The sequence below is a fragment of the Gluconobacter sp. DsW_058 genome (genome assembly GCF_002153615.1).
Taxonomy (GTDB): domain Bacteria; phylum Pseudomonadota; class Alphaproteobacteria; order Acetobacterales; family Acetobacteraceae; genus Gluconobacter; species Gluconobacter cerinus.
This window is the reverse complement of the sequence record NZ_JOPH01000002.1, coordinates 96,316-114,796: the sequence shown is the minus strand read 5'-3', so window position 1 is coordinate 114,796 and position 18,481 is coordinate 96,316. Positions and strand designations below refer to the sequence as shown.

The 18,481-nt window shown below is 56.7% G+C and carries 19 protein-coding genes; 7 read left to right on the top strand and 12 right to left on the bottom strand.

Features of this window, described 5'->3' with window-relative positions:
- Window positions 1–5: 5 nt before the first annotated feature.
- Genes HK24_RS02230 through HK24_RS02215 form a run of 4 tightly spaced genes read right to left on the bottom strand, consistent with a single transcriptional unit; the run spans window position 6 to window position 2,829 of the window.
- The gene (locus tag HK24_RS02230; protein WP_086633131.1) at window positions 6–1,340 is read right to left on the bottom strand and encodes an AtzE family amidohydrolase; all 1,335 of its coding nucleotides are present in this window, start codon (window positions 1,338–1,340) and stop codon (window positions 6–8) included.
- Window positions 1,337–1,516 carry a DUF4089 domain-containing protein gene (locus tag HK24_RS02225; RefSeq protein WP_046900228.1) on the bottom strand — a complete coding sequence of 60 codons (180 nt, stop codon included), beginning with the start codon at window positions 1,514–1,516 and terminating at the stop codon, window positions 1,337–1,339. Before HK24_RS02225 ends, HK24_RS02230 begins: the two co-directional genes overlap by 4 nt.
- A gap of 31 nt (window positions 1,517–1,547) precedes the next feature.
- Window positions 1,548–1,928, bottom strand: a complete 381-nt coding sequence (hpxZ, locus tag HK24_RS02220; RefSeq protein ID WP_086633130.1) for an oxalurate catabolism protein HpxZ — start codon at window positions 1,926–1,928, stop codon at window positions 1,548–1,550.
- Window position 1,929: 1 nt separating this feature from the next.
- A complete protein-coding gene (locus tag HK24_RS02215; RefSeq protein ID WP_233125965.1) occupies window positions 1,930–2,829 on the bottom strand; it encodes a DeoR/GlpR family DNA-binding transcription regulator in 900 nt (299 codons plus the stop codon).
- Window positions 2,830–2,889: 60 nt separating this feature from the next.
- Here HK24_RS02215 and HK24_RS02210 point away from each other — a divergent pair, with 60 nt between their 5' ends.
- From HK24_RS02210 to nagA, 5 genes are read left to right on the top strand one after another with little or no spacing between them, the layout of a single operon-like run.
- On the top strand, window positions 2,890–3,849 hold the full coding sequence (locus HK24_RS02210) for an N-acetylglucosamine kinase (RefSeq protein WP_233125959.1): 960 nt from the start codon (window positions 2,890–2,892) through the stop codon (window positions 3,847–3,849).
- Window positions 3,850–3,860: 11 nt separating this feature from the next.
- A complete protein-coding gene (locus tag HK24_RS02205; protein WP_086633128.1) occupies window positions 3,861–4,814 on the top strand; it encodes an SIS domain-containing protein in 954 nt (317 codons plus the stop codon).
- Window positions 4,815–4,817: 3 nt separating this feature from the next.
- On the top strand, window positions 4,818–6,104 hold the full coding sequence (locus tag HK24_RS02200; RefSeq protein ID WP_086633127.1) for a D-tagatose-bisphosphate aldolase, class II, non-catalytic subunit: 1,287 nt from the start codon (window positions 4,818–4,820) through the stop codon (window positions 6,102–6,104).
- Complete coding sequence (gluP, locus tag HK24_RS02195; protein WP_086633126.1) at window positions 6,101–7,381, top strand: glucose/galactose MFS transporter; 1,281 nt, start codon at window positions 6,101–6,103, stop codon at window positions 7,379–7,381. The genes HK24_RS02200 and gluP overlap by 4 nt, the downstream gene beginning before the upstream one ends.
- Window positions 7,378–8,487 carry an N-acetylglucosamine-6-phosphate deacetylase gene (nagA, locus tag HK24_RS02190; RefSeq protein ID WP_086633125.1) on the top strand — a complete coding sequence of 370 codons (1,110 nt, stop codon included), beginning with the start codon at window positions 7,378–7,380 and terminating at the stop codon, window positions 8,485–8,487. Before gluP ends, nagA begins: the two co-directional genes overlap by 4 nt.
- Before the next feature lie 26 nt (window positions 8,488–8,513).
- Here nagA and HK24_RS02185 read toward each other — a convergent pair whose 3' ends face one another.
- Window positions 8,514–10,259: an alpha-glucosidase gene (locus HK24_RS02185; protein WP_086633124.1), complete on the bottom strand. Its 1,746-nt coding sequence runs from the start codon at window positions 10,257–10,259 to the stop codon at window positions 8,514–8,516.
- 207 nt (window positions 10,260–10,466) lie between these two features.
- Between HK24_RS02185 and HK24_RS02180 the strand changes: the two genes are divergently transcribed.
- Window positions 10,467–11,111 carry a D-sedoheptulose 7-phosphate isomerase gene (locus HK24_RS02180; RefSeq protein ID WP_086633123.1) on the top strand — a complete coding sequence of 215 codons (645 nt, stop codon included), beginning with the start codon at window positions 10,467–10,469 and terminating at the stop codon, window positions 11,109–11,111.
- Window positions 11,112–11,167: 56 nt separating this feature from the next.
- Here HK24_RS02180 and HK24_RS02175 read toward each other — a convergent pair whose 3' ends face one another.
- From HK24_RS02175 to HK24_RS02170, 3 genes are all read right to left on the bottom strand, one after another.
- A complete protein-coding gene (locus tag HK24_RS02175) occupies window positions 11,168–12,073 on the bottom strand; it encodes an NAD(P)-dependent oxidoreductase (RefSeq protein ID WP_086633122.1) in 906 nt (301 codons plus the stop codon).
- 205 nt (window positions 12,074–12,278) lie between these two features.
- Window positions 12,279–12,446, bottom strand: coding sequence for a hypothetical protein (locus tag HK24_RS13665; protein ID WP_167386170.1), 168 nt, complete (start codon window positions 12,444–12,446; stop codon window positions 12,279–12,281).
- A gap of 78 nt (window positions 12,447–12,524) precedes the next feature.
- Window positions 12,525–14,027, bottom strand: coding sequence for a carbohydrate porin (locus HK24_RS02170; RefSeq protein ID WP_233125956.1), 1,503 nt, complete (start codon window positions 14,025–14,027; stop codon window positions 12,525–12,527).
- Between the two features lie 302 nt (window positions 14,028–14,329).
- Between HK24_RS02170 and flgH the strand changes: the two genes are divergently transcribed.
- Window positions 14,330–15,076 (top strand): flagellar basal body L-ring protein FlgH, encoded by a 747-nt coding sequence (gene flgH / locus HK24_RS02165; protein WP_086633121.1) that lies wholly within the window; start codon window positions 14,330–14,332, stop codon window positions 15,074–15,076.
- 59 nt (window positions 15,077–15,135) lie between these two features.
- On the opposite strand, the gene HK24_RS02160 is transcribed toward flgH, so the two are convergent.
- From HK24_RS02160 to HK24_RS02145, 4 genes are all read right to left on the bottom strand, one after another.
- Window positions 15,136–16,383: a hypothetical protein gene (locus HK24_RS02160; protein ID WP_086633120.1), complete on the bottom strand. Its 1,248-nt coding sequence runs from the start codon at window positions 16,381–16,383 to the stop codon at window positions 15,136–15,138.
- Between the two features lie 3 nt (window positions 16,384–16,386).
- Window positions 16,387–16,821, bottom strand: coding sequence for a biopolymer transporter ExbD (locus HK24_RS02155; RefSeq protein WP_086633119.1), 435 nt, complete (start codon window positions 16,819–16,821; stop codon window positions 16,387–16,389).
- A gap of 72 nt (window positions 16,822–16,893) precedes the next feature.
- Complete coding sequence (locus HK24_RS02150; RefSeq protein WP_086633118.1) at window positions 16,894–17,319, bottom strand: biopolymer transporter ExbD; 426 nt, start codon at window positions 17,317–17,319, stop codon at window positions 16,894–16,896.
- A 4-nt stretch (window positions 17,320–17,323) separates the two neighbouring features.
- Complete coding sequence (locus HK24_RS02145; protein ID WP_080951457.1) at window positions 17,324–18,403, bottom strand: MotA/TolQ/ExbB proton channel family protein; 1,080 nt, start codon at window positions 18,401–18,403, stop codon at window positions 17,324–17,326.
- Window positions 18,404–18,481: the final 78 nt, after the last annotated feature.

Genomic DNA, 18,481 nt, shown 5'->3' with positions numbered 1-18,481 from the left:
CATGTTCAGACCAATCGAGCTTCCACAGTCCCATCCCGCTCCAAGGATTCCCCCAGAGCCAGCAGCAGATCTTCCCTGCCCGGACGCGCAATAAGCTGGGCACCCAACGGTAGTCCTGCCGTTTTCATCGGGACCGTCAAAACCGGGAAGCCTGCCAACGTTAGCGGTTGCGTATAAAGCCCCAGATTGGCACGCGCAGAGACCATTTTACCCCCTACTTCAATCAACGGCTGATCAAAGCGCGGTGCCTCACCCACCACAGCAGGCGCCAGCAGAATATCTGCATCAGCAAAAGCCTCATGCATCCGTGCGCGGAACCAGTTTCTCAGACGATGCGCCTGGAAAATCAGGGAAGCCGGCAAAAGGGCGCCAGCAAGCAGACGGTCACGCACTGACGGATCGTAATCTTTCGCCTGTGTGCGCAGACGATGCAGATGCAATGCTGCTCCTTCCGAGGCACTGATCACGAAAGCAGACGCTCTCGCCCGCGCAACTTCAGGCAGTTCCACCGTATTTTTGGCACCAAGCCGGGCCGCCAGTGCGTCTACTGCCTCCTGCATGGAAGCAGACATGTTCTCTGCAAACCATCCACCCAGGCGCGCCACTTTCAAGCCACCAACATCAACAGGTGCGTTTTCCGTTCGTACCAATGCCTCAAAACACGCTCTCAGGCCGCCCGCACTGTCTGCGAAAGGCCCAACTGTGTCGAGGCTGGCAACAAACGGGTAGCTACCCTCAATTGGAAAACGCCCCTGCGTTCCCCGGAGCCCCCAAACGCCACACAAAGAGGCTGGAACACGGATGGACCCGTTGGTATCGGACCCCAGGCCAAGCGAAAACAAGCGCGCCGCCACCCCCGCCGCCGATCCACCAGACGAACCACCCGCCAGATGATCCGGCGCATGAGGGTTGCGTGTGACGCCATGGTGGGCATTGTCCGTCGCAAACCCGTAAGCGAACTCGTCCATGTTTGTCAGTGCTACAGGGATGGCTCCCGCTTCGATCAGACGTGCCACGAGTGCGGCATCCCGCGTCGCAGGCGGATCATTTGCCAGCACCTTCGAACCCGCTGTCGTAACCTGACCGGCCACATCAAACAGATCCTTGATCCCGAATGGAACACCCGCCAACGCGCCAGGATCACGGCCTTCCGCAACGGCAGAATCAACCGCAGCGGCAGCGGCAAATGCACGATCCGTGAGGGTACGCGTGACGCAATTCAATGCTCCATCCCGCTCCGCGATGTCTGCAAAAACAGCTTTGGTTACGCCTGTTGCAGATAAGTCGCCGCTTCGAACACGCGCAGCAATGTCCAGCGTGCGAAATTCAAGCCCGCTCATGGTTCGTACTCGAACGCAGGTTCGAGCCTGTCTGACAGTTCCATTCCCTCGATCAGGGTCGCATAGGAACGCAGAAGGTCGAGGTTCATCCGAACCCCCTTATGAAATTCAGCGGGTATCACAAGGCCATTCGCCGTTGCGAGAACCTCGATTTCTTTATCTTCCGAAAGATTCATGCTGCTGCCGTCGCCTCTTCAGAGTCAGTCTTCAGGATATGTCGGCCATCAGGGAAACATGCGCAGCCAGAATCTTCCAGCCATGCTGTGTACGAAACCATGTCTGGCTCTGACGGCCGTTTTTGGAACCGCCCCGGCGTTGAAACTCCAGATCAACCACGGCAGCATCCTGACCAATCACCGTAATGACGCGTTTCAGCACATCCCGTGGCGGAGAGCCTCCTGGACGCTGCTTCCGGAATTCCCTGATTTCTTCGATGCCATAGAGATTTTCACCAACACCGTACCGGACTGTCTCTGGCCCCGCATAAAAGAGGTCATCCAGGGTCTGAAGATCATTCTCACCCAACGCTTTTTCATAAAGATCAGCCAGGCCTGAAACCTCAGCCAGAATTTTGGGCTCGTTCAGCATCCTATATCTTTCCTTCTGCATGCCCTGCGAGCACGACGTCATGCCCCTCGTCTCGCAGAGACTGAATCTGTCGGGCATCAAGATCGGTGTCTGTAAAAATACAGGAAACCTGATCCAGGAACCCGACACTGTAAGTGGAGTGGCGCGCAAATTTTGTGCTATCCACAAGAAGAAAGCACGTCTCCGTCCGCTTCATCATAAGCGCGTTGAGCCTGGCTTCTTCCTCATCAGGCGTCGAAATCGTCGCATCTGGCTGCACAGCACTGGCGCCGAGAAATACCTGATCGAACCAGAGTTTCTCCAGTGCCTGCTCTGCCAAAAGTCCGACCAGACTGCGATTGGTATGCCTTACTCTTCCACCAAGAAGAATCGTCTCGACACCTTCAACACCGCTCAGCATTTCCGAAACCATGATGTTGTTGGAAAAGACCGTCAGTGGCATGGGAGAAATGCGCAAACGCCGCGCGAGCTGCAGAACGGTTGTCCCGGCATCAAAGAAAACCTTTGATCCTCGCTTGATACGACGAAAAGCCAGATCCGCAATGGCGCGCTTGTGTTCAAGTGCGTGATTTTCCCGCGCCTCAAACGCAACCTCTCGATCGATGGTAGCAGTCAGGGAAGCACAGCCGCGTGTCCGGATGACGATGCCCTGCTCTTCAAGCAACTGAAGATCCCGCCGGATCGTCGCAAGAGAAGCATCCACCTGTCTGGCCAGCTCGTGGACACCACTCATTCCGTTCAGGTAAAGGTAATGCCGGATCTGAGCCAGCCGGTCAGAAGCCAAAAGACGCTCTCCCCACTGAGCCATGACACGGTGCGCCGAAGCATACCCATATTTTTCAAAAAGCACGCATAAAATGATCGAAATCGGAACGTTTCGCTCAGAAAGATGACTTGACATGACTGGCCTCTGGCTAGTCAGATCGAGACAGGATCCTACTACCCGCAAGAAAGCCTGGCCGTGACTGAACCCTGTATCGCAGCGATTGACGGCGGGGGCAGCAAGACTCTCCTTGTTGTCCTTCGTCAGGATGGAACAGTCGCCGCCAGCCGGCAGACAGGCGGAACGAACCCCTTTGACCAACCCCTCTGGCGCGAGAGACTGACAGGCCTTCTGCAGGCGCTCCCTGTCGAGACCCAGTCTGTCGGACTTGGGCTGGCCGGATACGGCGAAAGTGAAACGCTTTGCGCCCGGCAAAAAAACGCTGTCTCCGAAAATCTCAGAGACATTCCATACTCCCTCACAAATGATGTGGACATGGCTTGTTCAGCCGCATTTGGGGGGCAGCCCGGCATTCTTCTTCTGTCTGGCACAGGCTCCATGGCATGGGCGTCCGATGCTGCGGGCAAGCATTGCCGGGTCGGCGGATGGGGCAGCCTGTTTGGCGATGAAGGCAGCGCCTACCAGATCGGCCGAAACGCCCTGGCACTTCTGACGCACATTCTCGATGGTCGAAACACGCAGGATACCAGCTTTCTGGCGCCCTTCACTGCGGCCATGGGCCTGCCATCCAGCCCGGAACTCTGCACGCCTGCTCTTTTGGAGTGGTATGGCACCCTTGAGCATCCTCGCTCTGCCGTTGCAGCTCTCGCCCGCCATGTGTCTGCCCTTGCTGAAGACGATTGTGTCCCGGCCATGGCTCTTCTGGATCAGGCCGCATCCGATCTGGCCACGCATATCCTTGCGGCGCGTAGAAAAATGCCAGGATTAGACCTTCCCTGGAGCTATGCGGGCGGTACGCTTCAAAGCACGTACCTGCGAAATGCCATCGCAAAACAATGCGGAGCGCCTCGCCCGCCCCTTCTCCCTCCCATTGGCGGAGGCCTCATTTCTGCTGCCCGCCAGGCCGGATGGGCCGCAGATACACACTGGATTCAATCCCTCTCCCGTACCCTCGACACCGTAGGCTCAGGGGCCTGAAAGGTTTTCTTATGAACGCTACTGAACGCGGTATTCGCGAACAGTTTCCCCTCTGGAACCAGGTAGACATGCAGGATGTCCATCCGGACCCGGAGACTTTCACAGTCGTCGTGGGATGTGGAACATCTGTTCATATTGCGGATTCAATCGCGGCAAGCCTGAATGCCAACGGTGTGTTTTCGCGTGCTGTTGCAGGCAATGAGTGGACACGCCGCCCGCAGGATTATGTGCCGTCCTCAATCCGCCCAAACATTCTAGCTCTTTCACGCAGCGGAGAGTCGACTGAGACGGTCGCCGCTACCATCGAAAGCCGAAAGAACGGTCTGCACGTTACGGCTTTCACCTGCGCGGAAGAGACCAGTCTCGAGAAGAACGCAGACGAAACCGTCTTGGCCGAAACCCATGCAGAAGAAGGCATCGTCATGACAGCGTCGGCCAGTCTGATGCTGCTGATGGGCCTGCGTTATGCAGGTATTTCTGTCACGCCGGAAACAACAAAGGCTGCCGAGGAACTCCTTGACGCCGCGGATCCGCAGCTCAAGGGTCTGATCGAAGGCCGTTCCCATTTCGTGTTCCTGGGCGCTGGTGCGCTTTATGGTGTTGCCCGCGAAGGCTCCCTGAAGCTTCAGGAAATGAGCCTGAGCCAGACGGAAGCGCATCATCCGCTGGAATACCGTCACGGTCCGATCAGCCTGATTGATGACAGCTCTCTCGTCGTCTTCCTGTACCACCCGGACACGCTGGAAGAAGAGAGCATTCTTGCCAAGGATCTGATCGGCAAGGGCGCACGCATTCTCGGCATTGGTGGCCCCGGCACCGTCTCTCTTTCCGTTAAGGAAGACGCAGATGTTCGCCCGCTGGTCGTTCTGCCAGTGCTTCAGCTTTTCGGCGAATATGTCGCGCGCTCGAAGGGATTGGATACTCTGGCCCCTCGTCATCTGACCAAAGTTGTGACGATCGCCTGATTCATGAGCCTTTCTCCGTTCCTGAACCTCGTTCGCCAGACGCACGATCCAGACGTTCCGAAAGCCCAACGTCAAGGACTGACCTCTGTCTGTTCCGCACACCCATTGGTGCTGGAGGCGGCGCTTCAACGCGCTGCCCGGACCAAGAGGCATGTTCTGATCGAGGCGACCTGCAATCAGGTCAATCAGGAAGGGGGTTATACTGGCATGACCCCGGCAGATTTCCGGGATCTTGTGCTTGGAATTGCCGCTAAGGTCGGCTGCCCGGCGCATCTTGTTCTGCTGGGTGGCGACCATCTTGGCCCCAATCCATGGAAAGCCCTGCCTCCACAGGAGGCCATGGACAAGGCCCTGACCATGATCGAAGCCTTTGCGAAAGCGGGCTTCGTCAAACTGCATCTCGATGCCAGCATGGGCTGCGCGGGCGAACCGGTTGCGCTTTCCGATGAAACCGTTGCCGAACGCGCCTGCGCCCTTGCACAGCGCGCCGAAAGCGCGGCTCCCGGTCAGGCCGTCTATATCATTGGAACGGAAGTCCCCGTTCCGGGTGGTGCGGCTGAAGCTTTGGACCATTTGGAGCCAACATCCCCGGACGCTGCCACTGCAACACTTCAGGTTCACGAAACGCTGTTCCGCCGGGTTCTGGGCGACGACGTCTGGAGCCGTGTGATCGGGCTTGTCGTTCAGCCGGGCGTGGAATTCGGTGTGGAAGATGTCGTGATTTACGACCGACCACGCGCGCAGTCCCTCTCGGCCACACTGAACCAGATGCCGGGCCAGATCTTCGAGGCCCATTCGACCGATTATCAGCCCCTCCCCGCCCTGCGCGCGCTTGTGGAAGACGGCTTCCTGCTCCTGAAAGTCGGACCGGGCCTGACCTTTGCCCTGCGTGAAGCCCTGTATGGGCTGGACAGCATCCGCTCTGTCCTTTTGCCGCAGCAGGAAAGCCTACGGGCGCTTATGGAACGGATCATGACCCAGCAGCCTGCGCAGTGGCGTGGCCATTACGAAGGCACAGAGAGCAAGCTCGCCATTCTCCGTCACTATGCGTACAGCGACCGCATCCGCTATTACTGGCCTCAACCTGATGCGGAAGCGGCTGTTGAAACGCTTCTGCGCCAACTTGAGGAAACAGGACTGCCAGATCCCCTTCTGAGCCAGTTCCTGCCGGTGCAGTATGAAAAAATCCGCGACGGGCTGCTTCCACGGCATCCGCGCGCAGTTATTCTTTCCGCAATCGACACAGTTCTTGGCCTGTACGATCAGGCCTGTGGAGCCGAAGTGACATGAACCGTTCCCCGGACAGCCTGACTGGCTCATACGGCCTTGGTCCACTTGGTGTTGCCGCCGCCATCTTCTTCATGATGGGTTTTGTGACCTGGCTAAACGGGCCGCTGATCTCGTTTGTCCGGGTTGCGTTCTCACTGGGAGACGTCAGCGCCTTTCTGGTGCCTCTGGTCTTTTACCTGTCGTATTTCCTGTTCTCCATTCCCGCATCGTTTGTCGCCCGCTCATTGGGTTTGCGCCGCGGTCTGTCCGGAGCACTGGTTTTATGTGCGGCAGGCGTGGCCCTCTTCGGGCAATTCGTCTCCATGCGCATTTATGGCGGCGCACTCACCGGGCTTCTGGTGCTGGGTTCAGGGCTTGCACTGATGCAGGTCGTCATCAATCCATTGGTCAGCCTGCTTGGTCCGTCCGAACGGGCCGCCCAGCGTATCGCCATCATGGGTGTCTGCAATAAATTCGCCGGTATTCTGGCACCCATCGTCCTGGCCACAGTCGTCATGGGCGATATCGGAAATGTCGCGGAGAAAGCGCAGCTCGCTGCGACGCCAGAAGCACGAGACGCCATTCTAAACAGCTTCGTCCATGCCATTTATGCGCCCTATATGAGCATGGCTGTCGTTCTTCTGGTTGCTGCAGTGGGCGTGATCTTTTTTCCTCTGCCGGAACTCCAGGCCCCGCCGCTCCCAAGCGTGAGCGGAAGTACAGATAAGATTTTCCGGCCGCATCTCGTCTTCGGCATTGCGGCCATGTTCATCTATGTCGGCATCGAAGTCATGGCAGGCGATGCCATCGGCACGTATGGGCAGGGCTTTGGCCTTCCGCTAAGCGAGACCAAGTTCTTCACCTCCCTGACCCTAGCCGGAATGCTGGCGGGTTATGTTGCCGGGTTCGTCGTTGTTCCACGCATCATCACGCAGGAACGCTTTCTTGAGTTCTCCTGCATTGGCGGCTGCATCCTGACCATTGCGGCCTTCCTGACGCATGGTTACGCCTCCGTACTTTGCGTCGCTCTGCTGGGCGCCACAAACGCCATGATCATGCCGACGATCTTCCCGATTGCCATTCGAGGCGCTGGCCCTTGGACCCCACTGGCTTCGGCCCTGATTGTTATGGCGTATAGCGGTGGCGCAATCATTCCGCAGATCTATGTCCTGCTAAAGCCTTATGTCGGGTTTCAGGCCATGTTCGCCCTCCTCGTCCTGCCATCCTATCTCGCAGTTCTTTTCTACGCTCGCCGCTACGGACAGACGGGCCTTCTCCCACTGGACCAGAAACAATGACGTCTCATCTCGATGGAAATCTCGTACTCCGGGACCGGATCGTCCCCGGTCGCGTGACCTTCGGCACCCATATCCACGATCTTGAGCCGCTGAAAAACGCTGGCAACCGCTACATTCTTCCAGGCTTCATTGATGGACATGTTCACGGTGGCGGTGGGGCCGACACCATGGACGGTGTGGAAGCCATTGAAACACTGTCCCGATTCCACATGTCTCACGGCACTACGACCATTCTCCCCACAACCATTACGGCACCCTGGAATGACGTAATGAATGCCTTGAGAGCTGTCGCGGAAGTCTGTGAACGCGGGGTAAAAAACGGTCCGCGCATTCATGGAGCCCATTTGGAAGGGCCGTTTGTGAGTCCCCACAAGCTGGGTGCGCAGCCTCCCTTTGCCATTCCGCCCTCCCCTGACCGGGTTCAGGAGGCTGTTGAAACCGGGTGTGTCCGCGTCGTCACGCTTGCTCCCGAACTGGACCATGCAGAAAGTGCCATGCGCAGTTTTGCAGCGGCTGGCGTAAGGGTCAGTCTTGGCCATACCACCACAGATTATGAAGGTGCTGAACGCGCCATCTGCCTTGTCTGTGGAGCTGGCGGAACCGTTGGTGCGACCCATCTTTTCAATGCCATGTCTACGATTGAGGGGCGCAAGCCCGGCCCTGTAACGGCACTCATGTGCAGCGACACCGCGTATGCGGAGATGATCTTCGATACCTACCACGTGCATCCCGCCAGCTTTCGTCTGGCCTCACGCGTTATGGGAGACCGCCTCCTGTTCGTGACAGATGCCATGCGGGGAACGGGTGAACCGGAAGGCCCCAGCAGTCTGGGCGGGCAGGACGTCCTGATCCAGGACGGCGTTGTCCGCCTTCCCGGCGGCTCTCTGGCAGGAAGTGTCCTGACCCTTGACCAAGCTGTGCGCAACGCGGTGCAGGCCGGGAAATCACTTCCGGAGGCTGCACGGCTCGTCAGCACCAATGCAGCTGCTTATCTTGGCCTTCATGATCGGGGCACAATTACTCCCGATCTCCTGGCCGATTTCACCGTTCTGGATGACACGCTGCAAATCGCGGAAGTCTGGGTTGGTGGGCAAAGAACTTTTTGAGGCTGCCTAATTGAGCAGACGTCTCTTCAGATATCCGCTGGTGGTGCCAGCCGATAAACGCCTGCCTGCCAAGGCATCAGCTCAGGTAGCACGTCCGCTGCCTGAGCTGATGCGCTGTCGATCAGAACCTCAGATATTTTCAGACCATGCGGCAGAATATAGTGTTCCTTTTCCCCACACATATTGATCAGAACAAGAAACTGCTCGTCCTCTAGCGTACGCGTAAACGCAATGACCGAAGGATGGTCTGGATCAACATCTTCAAATGTACCGTAAATCAGCGCCTGATGCGTAGCGCGCAGCTCAATCAAGCGGCGGTAATAGTTCAGAATAGACCCGGGGTCAGCTTCCTGCTGAGCCACATTGATGTCCGTATGATTTGGATTGATCCGAAACCACGGCACACCAGTCGTAAACCCGGCACGCGACGTCCCATCCCATTGCATGGGTGTTCGTGCATTATCCCGACTGATCTTTGACAGGCTGGACAACACCTCTTTTGCGGACATTTTTCCAATACCGACAGTATTGTCCCAAATGCCTCTGGCGTTGATGTCCTCGAAATCCTCGATCCCATCGAACCGGATATTCGTCATGCCAATTTCCTGCCCCTGATAGATATAGGGCGTCCCACGTCGCATCAGGAGCATTGTTGCCAGAGCCTTGGCTGATGGGCCGTGCCCTTTGGGCGACGGATCCCCAAACCATGAGACAGATCGTGGGTTATCATGGTTTTCCAGAAAAGATGTCAGCCAGCCTTCTGGGCCAGACGACGTATCTTCCCCTCTTAAAACTGCTTTGAGATCCTTGATCGTCCAATCCTGAACCTGCCAGTCATGACGACCAAGGCGGACAATTTCGAAATGGAAAACCATCGTCATTTCCATTCGGCTTTCCTCTACAAAAGCCGGGGTCTCATCGAAGGGCACACCAAAAGCTTCCCCAACTGTCAAAAGGTCCCGGTCTGCGAAAACCTCCCGATGCATGTCCTGTAGATAATCATGCACTTTGGGACCGGTGACATACACATGCTCAAGGCTCTCCATCTCAGCCAGCGTCAGGTCTCTGAGATCAGGTAGCTTGGACAGAAAGCAGATCGCATCCAGCCGGAAGCCTGCGACGCCCCGGTCCAGCCAGAAACGCATCATCTCGTACATTTCTTTCCGGACTGCCGGATTTTCCCAGTTCAGATCAGGCTGTTCACAAGCAAAATAGTGCAGATAATACTGCCCTGTTGTCTCATCTTTCTGCCATGCGCTTCCACCAAAGATGGACAGATAATTATTGGGCGGTCCGCCATCCCGGCCATCCCTCCAGATATAGAAATCGCGATAGGGGTTTTCCCTGCTGGCACGGCTTTGGCGAAACCAGACATGTTGATCACTCGTGTGGTTAGCCACGATATCCACAATGAGTTTCATCCCACGGGTATTTAAGCCTTCCACCAGCCGGTCAAAGTCTTCCATGGTGCCCTGAAGGGGATCGACTTTGCGGTAATCCCGGATGTCATACCCGTTATCAACATTCGGGCTGTCATAATGCGGGGCCAGCCAGATCACCTGTACTCCGAGCGATTGCAGATAATCCAACCGGCTGATGAGGCCTGGAAGATCACCAATTCCGTCTCCGTCGCTGTCACAGAATGAACGTGTGTAAACCTGATAGACCACGGCTTCCTTCCACCAGCGCCTCCTGTTAGGCGTATTGGCTTCACTGGCGCGAAGGGCAGTCAGGAAGGGTGCACTCGAATTGCTGGAGGATGGCTGTGACATCGGGTCTATCTCCTCACGGATACAGGCCTGCAACGAGCCACACGCAAAAAGCGTTTCAATCTTTAGCGCACAAGTTAGCGAGACTGCTTTATAGGTCAGCGGCTTGACAGATGCGCCCTGAGCCAGTCTGTCTCTGTGTCATGCCGGTGAGCCTCAAGAGGGATTACCGCCGCTTTTTATATCGTATTCCAGGAGCTGTTGACCTTGATGTCATCGATCCAGACATCCACCTTGCTGAATGACCTTCCTGCTTCCGAGCGGAATTATATGCAGGACTATCTTAACCAGTCGGTAGAAACGATGGTGGCGTTCTCAAAGGACGACGCCTGCTCCGAGATGATGGCAGGAATTGCTCTGACCATCATGTCAGCCCTGCAGGATGACCGAAAGCTTCTGGTTGCAGGCAATGGTGGAAGCGCCGCCGATGCCCAGCACATTGCCGGTGAGTTCACGGCACGCCTGATGTATGACCGCCGACCACTAGCCGCTATTGCGCTGACAACGGATACATCCAGCTTAACGGCCATTGGCAACGACTATGGCTTCGATCACGTCTTTTCCCGGCAGGTTCTCGCTCTGGGGCGCAAGGGGGATGTTTTTCTCGGCATTACAACGTCCGGACGTTCGCCGAATATCATAGAGGCGCTCAAGGCTGCGCACGCACAGGGTGTTATAACCGTCGTCTTTACTGGCCAGACATCCGTGGACATTCCCGAAGCCGACTTCGTGCTCCGCGTTCCTTCCGCATGGACGCCCCTGATCCAGCAGATGCATATCACCGCCGCACATATTGTTTGCGCCTTGGTTGAACGGGCACTGTGCCCACAGTCCGACGATCAGGAACAGCACTGAGCACAAGCCAGCAGCCAGATTTCAGTCTCTGCCTGCTGGCTCAAAATTTTGAACGGTCAGGAACGTACACGCCAACGCCAGTCGTTCAGAACTTCCTCAAGAGTATTTTTCCAGGAGATCTGAGCTGTCCATCCCAGAATACGTTGGGCTTCAGAAGGATCCCCCACCATATTCTGCAATCCTGACGGCGGCGGATGAGTAGAATCCAGACGGACTTCTGCGTGCACTCCCGCCATTTCCAGCAGATCATTCAGCATGGACTGTACGGTTCGGGTCTCACCACTACAGATGTTCAAAATCGTGCCATCCGCAGGAGCATCCTCTAACGTCAGGGCATCGATATAGGCGTCACACGCATCCCGGACGTTTGTAATGTCATATCCGACATCCGGATGGTTGATCGTAATGCTAGTCTGCTGACGCGCCTCAACCCGAGCGACCTGAGAGGCCAGAAAGGGTAAAATGGCATTCACATCCTGGCCGCTTCCAGCTTGCGTAAACGGCCGCATCCTTACAGCATGCAGGCCTTCTTTCGCAATCATTCCTACAGCCATGTCCGCGGCCGCCTTACTGGCAGCATAGGAATTCAACGGCGCTACGGTCGCTGCTTCGTTCAAAGGAATACCCTCTACGAAAGAAGCGCCGTAAATTTCAGCTGAGGAGACATGCACAAATCTGATGTGACGGGCGTGTTTTTGAAACGTCTCCGCCAGATTCATTGTACCATCAAGATTGACCTGCCAGGCGCGCCGAGTGTCTTGACTGGCTTCCAGAACCGATGACACAGCCGCAAGATGAATGCAGGCGTCAGGGCGTGTATCCTGCACAACACGCTCTACGGCCTCACGATCCAGAAGATCCAGTTGCCCTTCAATCAGAACATGATCGGGCATCCGGTCTTTAAGGCGTGTTTTGAGATGGGTGCCGACAAACCCAAGACCACCCGTCAGAAGAATTCGCATCGCCTGCACTCACACTGGCCGCCCTGAGGGACCACGGGAATTAGACAACGTGAGAAGCGAATTTTCCGAAACAGGCGGCATTGATCATTCTCCCATGCTGACGGGTCTGAGGACCGAACAAAGGCACGGCCGTTCCGCCATCCCTTCGTTCTCGACCACATTCAGTCACGGGGCAAGAGAGCAACTCTTGTGCAGGGGTACAGGATCAGTTCCCGAGGGAACGATCAACAGAGCGGCCAGCGCGTTCGATCGGGCCCTTCGGCGGATCAACGGTGTCTCGCACCTTCTCACCGAACGTCCGGTGGTGTTCGCAGGCCGTCAACGTCACGCAGGACACGGAAAGGGCCAGAAGAAGCAGTATCGATTTACGCACGTGGAGTAATCCTCCGAAAAGGCGGTGAAGCCATCAGAAACGATCAGCGCCGTTTCCGGTTCCCTGCACGTAACGAATTCAGAAGATTTCGATATGACTCTTGAAGCCCATCATAACGGCATCCCGTAAGTTCACCTGCCCGTTCGGGTTATGGTAATATTGGAGATCAGGCTCAAACGTCATCGCACGGCCGATTGCGAACGTGTAGTTCAGCTCTGCAACTTCCTGATGCGTCTGCAAGCCCGTCGCCCGATAAGGCAGAGACTTGCCGGCAGCCAGAAGAATCCGTTCAGTTCTCTGCACACCTGACGCGATATGAACATACGAGACCGCCAGTCCGATCGAGTCTGACGGTCGGGCAGCCCAGAAGCCTTTCCAGGTTGCTCCCAGATAGATCTGCCGATCCCTGAGTGCCGTTCGAGGCTCGTTCAGTACAACGCCCCCCATAAGCGTGACGCCGCCCTGTGGGTTAATTCTGGAGCCTTTGATCCGCTGGTCCACCATTAGCCAGGTGGACCATGAACCGCTATGTCGGGCAGCAGAGTATCCGCTATCCGCATACGGGTTTCCCAACGTATCCAGAAAGTTCTCAGACCGCCCCATCGTCTCCACGGCTATGCCAAGTTTGTAATGGCCCGGATACGCCAGCTCTCCGGAAGGGCGACGGAAGATGGGCTGCCATCCGATTTCTACGGGAAAGATTTCACCAACAATATTCGAGCCATTCAGCTTGAACCCTGTTCTGTGCTGCGCGACCGAATAAATGCCCTCTTCCGCAAAATAGACGCCCGTTTCAACATAAACATCCCGCCGCCAAGGCCGCCCCCTCACCCGCAACGCCCAGACAGACGCCGGATAAGAGCTGTAATAGGCGCTGTCAGAAGCACCTTTGGGCCGACCACAGAAACTATTGTTCACGAAGGAGCAAAACACAGTACCGGCGGCGAAATCCGAAAGCTGGGACATACGCCCCGCTGCGATTGCCAGTCGGTTCTGGAACAAATGCTGCTCCCCATATGCCATCACAAGATGCACGACGACGTTTCCGCCACCACCGTAGGTTTCCTGACTGTGAGCCAGCCAGTCTCCAAACATGCGGTTAGCTGTTGTGCCGTAGCGCCCGATGAAAATCACATGAGTCGCAAAGCCCTGAAGCTTCGCCAGACGGTTCCAATCCGTGACAATATTCAGAGCATACTGGCCGGCATTAGACGCGCCCTGCTTGTAACCATACCCTTTGGTCGGAGCCGTCACGGCGCCCATCATCTCGTTCATATTGTCGAACTGGGCAATCGTTCCATGGCGTCTCAACCAACCATGAGCATCATTGACAAAAGGAAAAAGCGAAGGCGGAGCAGACAGGTTTCCAGCAAGGTCTTCATAAGCTGACGCTTTGGGCAAAAGTTCTGCAGCCCCTGCTGACAACGGTGCAGCCTCTGTTTCCCCACTGGCCTGATCTGACGCAGTACGTCCTTCGGGCGAAGACGTTTCAGACGCCGGTTCGGCGGCCATGGCGCCACCGGCCGAGGACAGCACACATACGGAAACAGCAACACGGATCATACGCCGCACAACGGCCATGCAGCTTTCTTCCGTATCGCTTTTTACGTGATCGCTTATCGAACTATCACCGCTCAAAAATGAATTTTCCTTGATGTCGCTTCAACCCACCCTGTTTATGCACACGACGACATCAGCTTCCATCCTGCAAATGCTGCCCCTTGCACGGCATGAACCCTAGACGTGGGATAATATGGATATTGTAACTTTCACAAACCGGAGAAAAGTGCGCTAAAGGGGCCGTCCAGGGGCAGAGTTAACCCGTTTTTTACGAAATATATGTTTGGGTCTTTTTGTTCATAACAAACGGAATTGCCCCACACATGCTGCTTCCATCTCGTCATGCTGTGCGTTGCCTGGGGCTATTGGGGCTGATTCCCGCCCTCTCCGCCTGTAACTCGCTGGCCCAACTCTCCGAGGTAGGTCGCCCACCCCGCATGACGTCAATCACCGACCCCACATTGGCAGCCAGCTACCGTCCGGTCACAATGCCAATGCCGCCCCTGCGTCCCCCGCCGCAAGAAGCTTCCAGCCTGTGGCGAAGTGGCAACCGTGCTTTCTTCAAGGACCAGCGCGCCTCTCAGGTCGGAGATCTGGTCACGATCATTGTGGACATCACCGATAACGCTGCTTTCAATAACGGCACGACGGCCAATCGGGCAGCAGACGAAAAATTCGGAATCCCAAATCTGTTTGGCATCAAAGGACGGGTGATCAGCGCGGTCACAGGCGCTGACAGTCTGAACACAGCCAGCAGTAGCGATAGCAGCGCGACAGGAAAGATCATCCGGAATGAAACCGTAACCCTTCGTCTGGCAGGAACCATCACTCAGGTTCTTCCAAACGGCAATTTTGTCGTGATGGGAAAACAGGAAGTCCGGGTTAACAGCGAGCTACGCGAACTCGGGGTCAGTGGCATTGTCAGACCACAGGACATTACGGCCGACAATACTGTTACTCACGACAGAATGGCAGAAGCCCGCATTTCGTACGGTGGCAGAGGGACCATTACCCAGATCCAGACGCCGCGCTACGGGCAGCAGGTCATGGACTCGGTCCTGCCTTTTTAAACAAAAAAACGCCGGGAATGACTCCGGCGTTTTCCTTGAACTCTTAGCTCTTATGCAGCTCAGTGAGCGGCAGGACGAGACAACAAGAGGGCCCAAAGCTCAGCAACATCCTTTGCAGGACCATTACCGGCAATGGATTCAAAGGTTTTGATGGCATCAGCCTTATGGCCTGCATCCATCTGAGCCATGCCAAATTCGACCTGAGCCAGATCCGGATAGTGCGGATTTTTGCCCAGGCCCGTTTTCATCAGGGCAAGACCCTGATCAGCCTGACCGTTCAGAACGAGATTATAACCCGTTGTCAGAGCAGGACCGGCAGAAGGGTCTGTGGCAGCAGAAGCAGTAGCCTGTGCAAGCTGTGCACGATCGGCAGCAGCACGCTGTGCAACAAATGCGTGGAACTTTGCATCGCCAGCAGCTGTCGGACCGTTACCCAGAGACTTGTTGGCGTAGCCCTGATTGAGCAGGTTCAGCGCAAGCTGGGGAAGACCCAACTGCACAGCGCGCTCGCCCATATCCTGATAGTCAGACGGATCCTTCAGGACACCCGTCGCCAGACGCAGACGCTCAACATAGAAAACCAGCGGCGGTGCCAGATTAGGATTTGCGACCAGATCATGGATCAGCATCGCCCAATAATCAGGCTTGGAATAATACTTGGCCAGCAGGACGTAAGCGTGCGTCTTGGCGTCCGCATCCTTCAGGTTCGTATAAGCCGTGGCAAGCATCTGAAGCTGATTTTCGGCAGGAATCTTACCTGCCTTGATCGTCTCGTCCACCTGCTCCTGAGCAGCCTTGGCCGTTCCCTTCCAGTCACCCTGAAGATAGTAGCACTGGATCAGCATGGTCTGCATGCGCGGATCGGGCCCGTGCTCATGCAGATAGCGCTCGGTCGGCGGAATGGCAGCCGCATAGTTTTTGGCGCCATAAGCCATGGTGGCCTGAGCCATCAACATTTGACCCTTGGCAGCCTTCGGCGTGCGAGAGCTGTTGATGAGCACATCATACGCCTTCGTTGCCGCCGCCACGTTACCGGACTGAGCGGCAACCGCTGCACGCATCTGGGCAATAGTATAGGATTCGTAATCCGTCTTGCCCTTGACCGCATCTGCGGCATCAACCGCAGCCATGGCTTTTTCATAGCTCTTCGCGGCAAGAGCACTCTGCGCCTGCTGAAGATCCTTGCCGACAGCTTGGCCCAGCACATCATCAGCATGGGCAGCGGGCCCAGCAACAAGAGCTGCACCAATAGCGCCAGCCAGCAGAAGGGAGCGGGCGCTCAGACGGCGGTTAAGGGACAAAGACACGAATTACTGTCCTTCCATGAACTGATCCAGACCGACGATACCCAGCTTAGTCACGCCGAGACGCTGAGCGTCAGCCATGACGTGGGCAACCGTTTTATAATCGGCAAGACGGTCAGGATGAATGTGGACTTCAGGCTGATCACCTTCAGCAGCAGCGGCCTGGAAATGGGCCTGGAGTGCTGCTTCCGAGTTGACCGGCTCGCTGTTCCACGAAATGCTGTTGTCGTAGTTGATGCTAACAGTCACCAGCTTGGGCTGTTCGGTAGACGGCGGAGGATTGCCCTGAGGCAGATCGATCGCCACCGAATGTGTCTGCAGCGGGATGGTGATGATCAGCATGATCAGCAGCACCAGCATCACGTCGATCAACGGCGTGGTGTTGATATCGACGATACCTTCGTCTTCGTGCGTGCTGTCCGATCCGACGCTCATGCCCATGACGGCGGTTCTCCAAAAGGGTGACTTGAAAGAGGTTGCCGGACCGTTTTTCTATAACGGCCCGGCAGACCTTCAGTTCGTGTGGGGCTGCTCGGTGATGAAGTCCACGTGAGCGATACCAGCTTCCTGAGCTGTAGCGACCACCTGGCCAACTGCCAGATACTTGGCAGCACCGTCACCACGGATCTGGACCTGTGGCTGAGGCTTCTGCTTGGCCACCTCTACGAGGCGGTTCAGCAGATCCTGATGCGTAGGGACCAGAGTGGTGTTCCAGAAAACCTGGCCATTCGCAGTCACTGCCAGAACAACATTGTTTGGCTTAGTCTGAGTCGGCTGATTTGCATCAACCGGCAGCTTCAGCTTCACAGTATGCGTGGCGACTGGGATGGTGATCAAAAAGATGATCAGCAGCACCAGCATGACGTCGACGAGGGGGGTGGTGTTGATTGCCGACACCACCTCGTCGTCACCGCCGCCTCCTCCGACGTTCATTCCCATAGTATCAGACCCGCTGGCTGGTGGTGATGGTGGTCGGAGCTGACATGCCGCCGTCTTCCGGAGACACGCCGTGACGGAAGCCACCGATCAGGACAGACTGGACGTCTGCAGCGAAGTTGCGAACGCGATCCATAGCACCCTTGTTACGGCGAACGAGCAGGTTGTAGCCCAGAACGGCCGGAACAGCGGTTGCAAGACCAATTGCCGTCATGATGAGGGATTCACCCACCGGACCAGCAACCTTGTCGATGGATGCCTGACCTGCAATGCCGATGGCGGTCAGAGCGTGGTAAATACCCCAAACCGTGCCGAACAGGCCGACGAACGGAGAGGTGGAACCCACCGTACCGAGGAACGCGAGGCCGCCCTGAAGACGCGTGTTGATGGTGTCAACGGAGCGCCCGATGGACATTTCCGTCCAGGAGTGCAGGTCGATCGCATCACGCATGGAACCTTCGTGGTGCTCTGCAGCAACGATACCGGTTTCAGCGATGTAACGGAACGGAGAAGAAGCCTTCAGGGACGCAGCGCCAGCCTGAACGGACGGCTTCGTCCAGAATTCACGGGAAGCTTCCTTGGAGGCAGCGAACACACGGCCCTGCTCCAGGAACTTCATGACCATGATGATCCAGGTACCAGCGGACATGATAACCATGATGATCAGAACGCCACGAGCGATCACGTCACCATTGGCCCACAGAGCGCCAAGACCGTACGGGTTGCCCTGCGGAGCCGGAGCTTCAGGAGCGGCCGTTGCGCTTTCACCCGGGGTGGCAGCAGCAGCAGGCGTCTGGTCAGCAGGAGCAGCTGCATCACCGGCGGCAGGTGCCGGAGCGCCAGCATCATTCGGTGCAGAAGCAGCAGGTGCAGCAGACGGGTCCGAGGACGGAGCCGGCGGCACTGCCGACGGGTCGGCCGGAGCGGCAGCCGGAGCACTCTGATCAGCCGGTGCAGGCTGAGCGAAAGCGACGGCCGGTGCGATTGCACCCGAAGCCAGGGCCAGCGTCAGAGCCATGGCGCTGGCCCGGACGGCGCGCGCCTTCGTCGGAACGTCAAGAGCAGGAAGGCGGAACAGTCTGGTCATGAACTCCATATCCTCGTTAGAGATGCCCGTTTTAGGAGCTGTCTGGGGTGCCGGCCATATGGGGACCGGCCCTTTTCC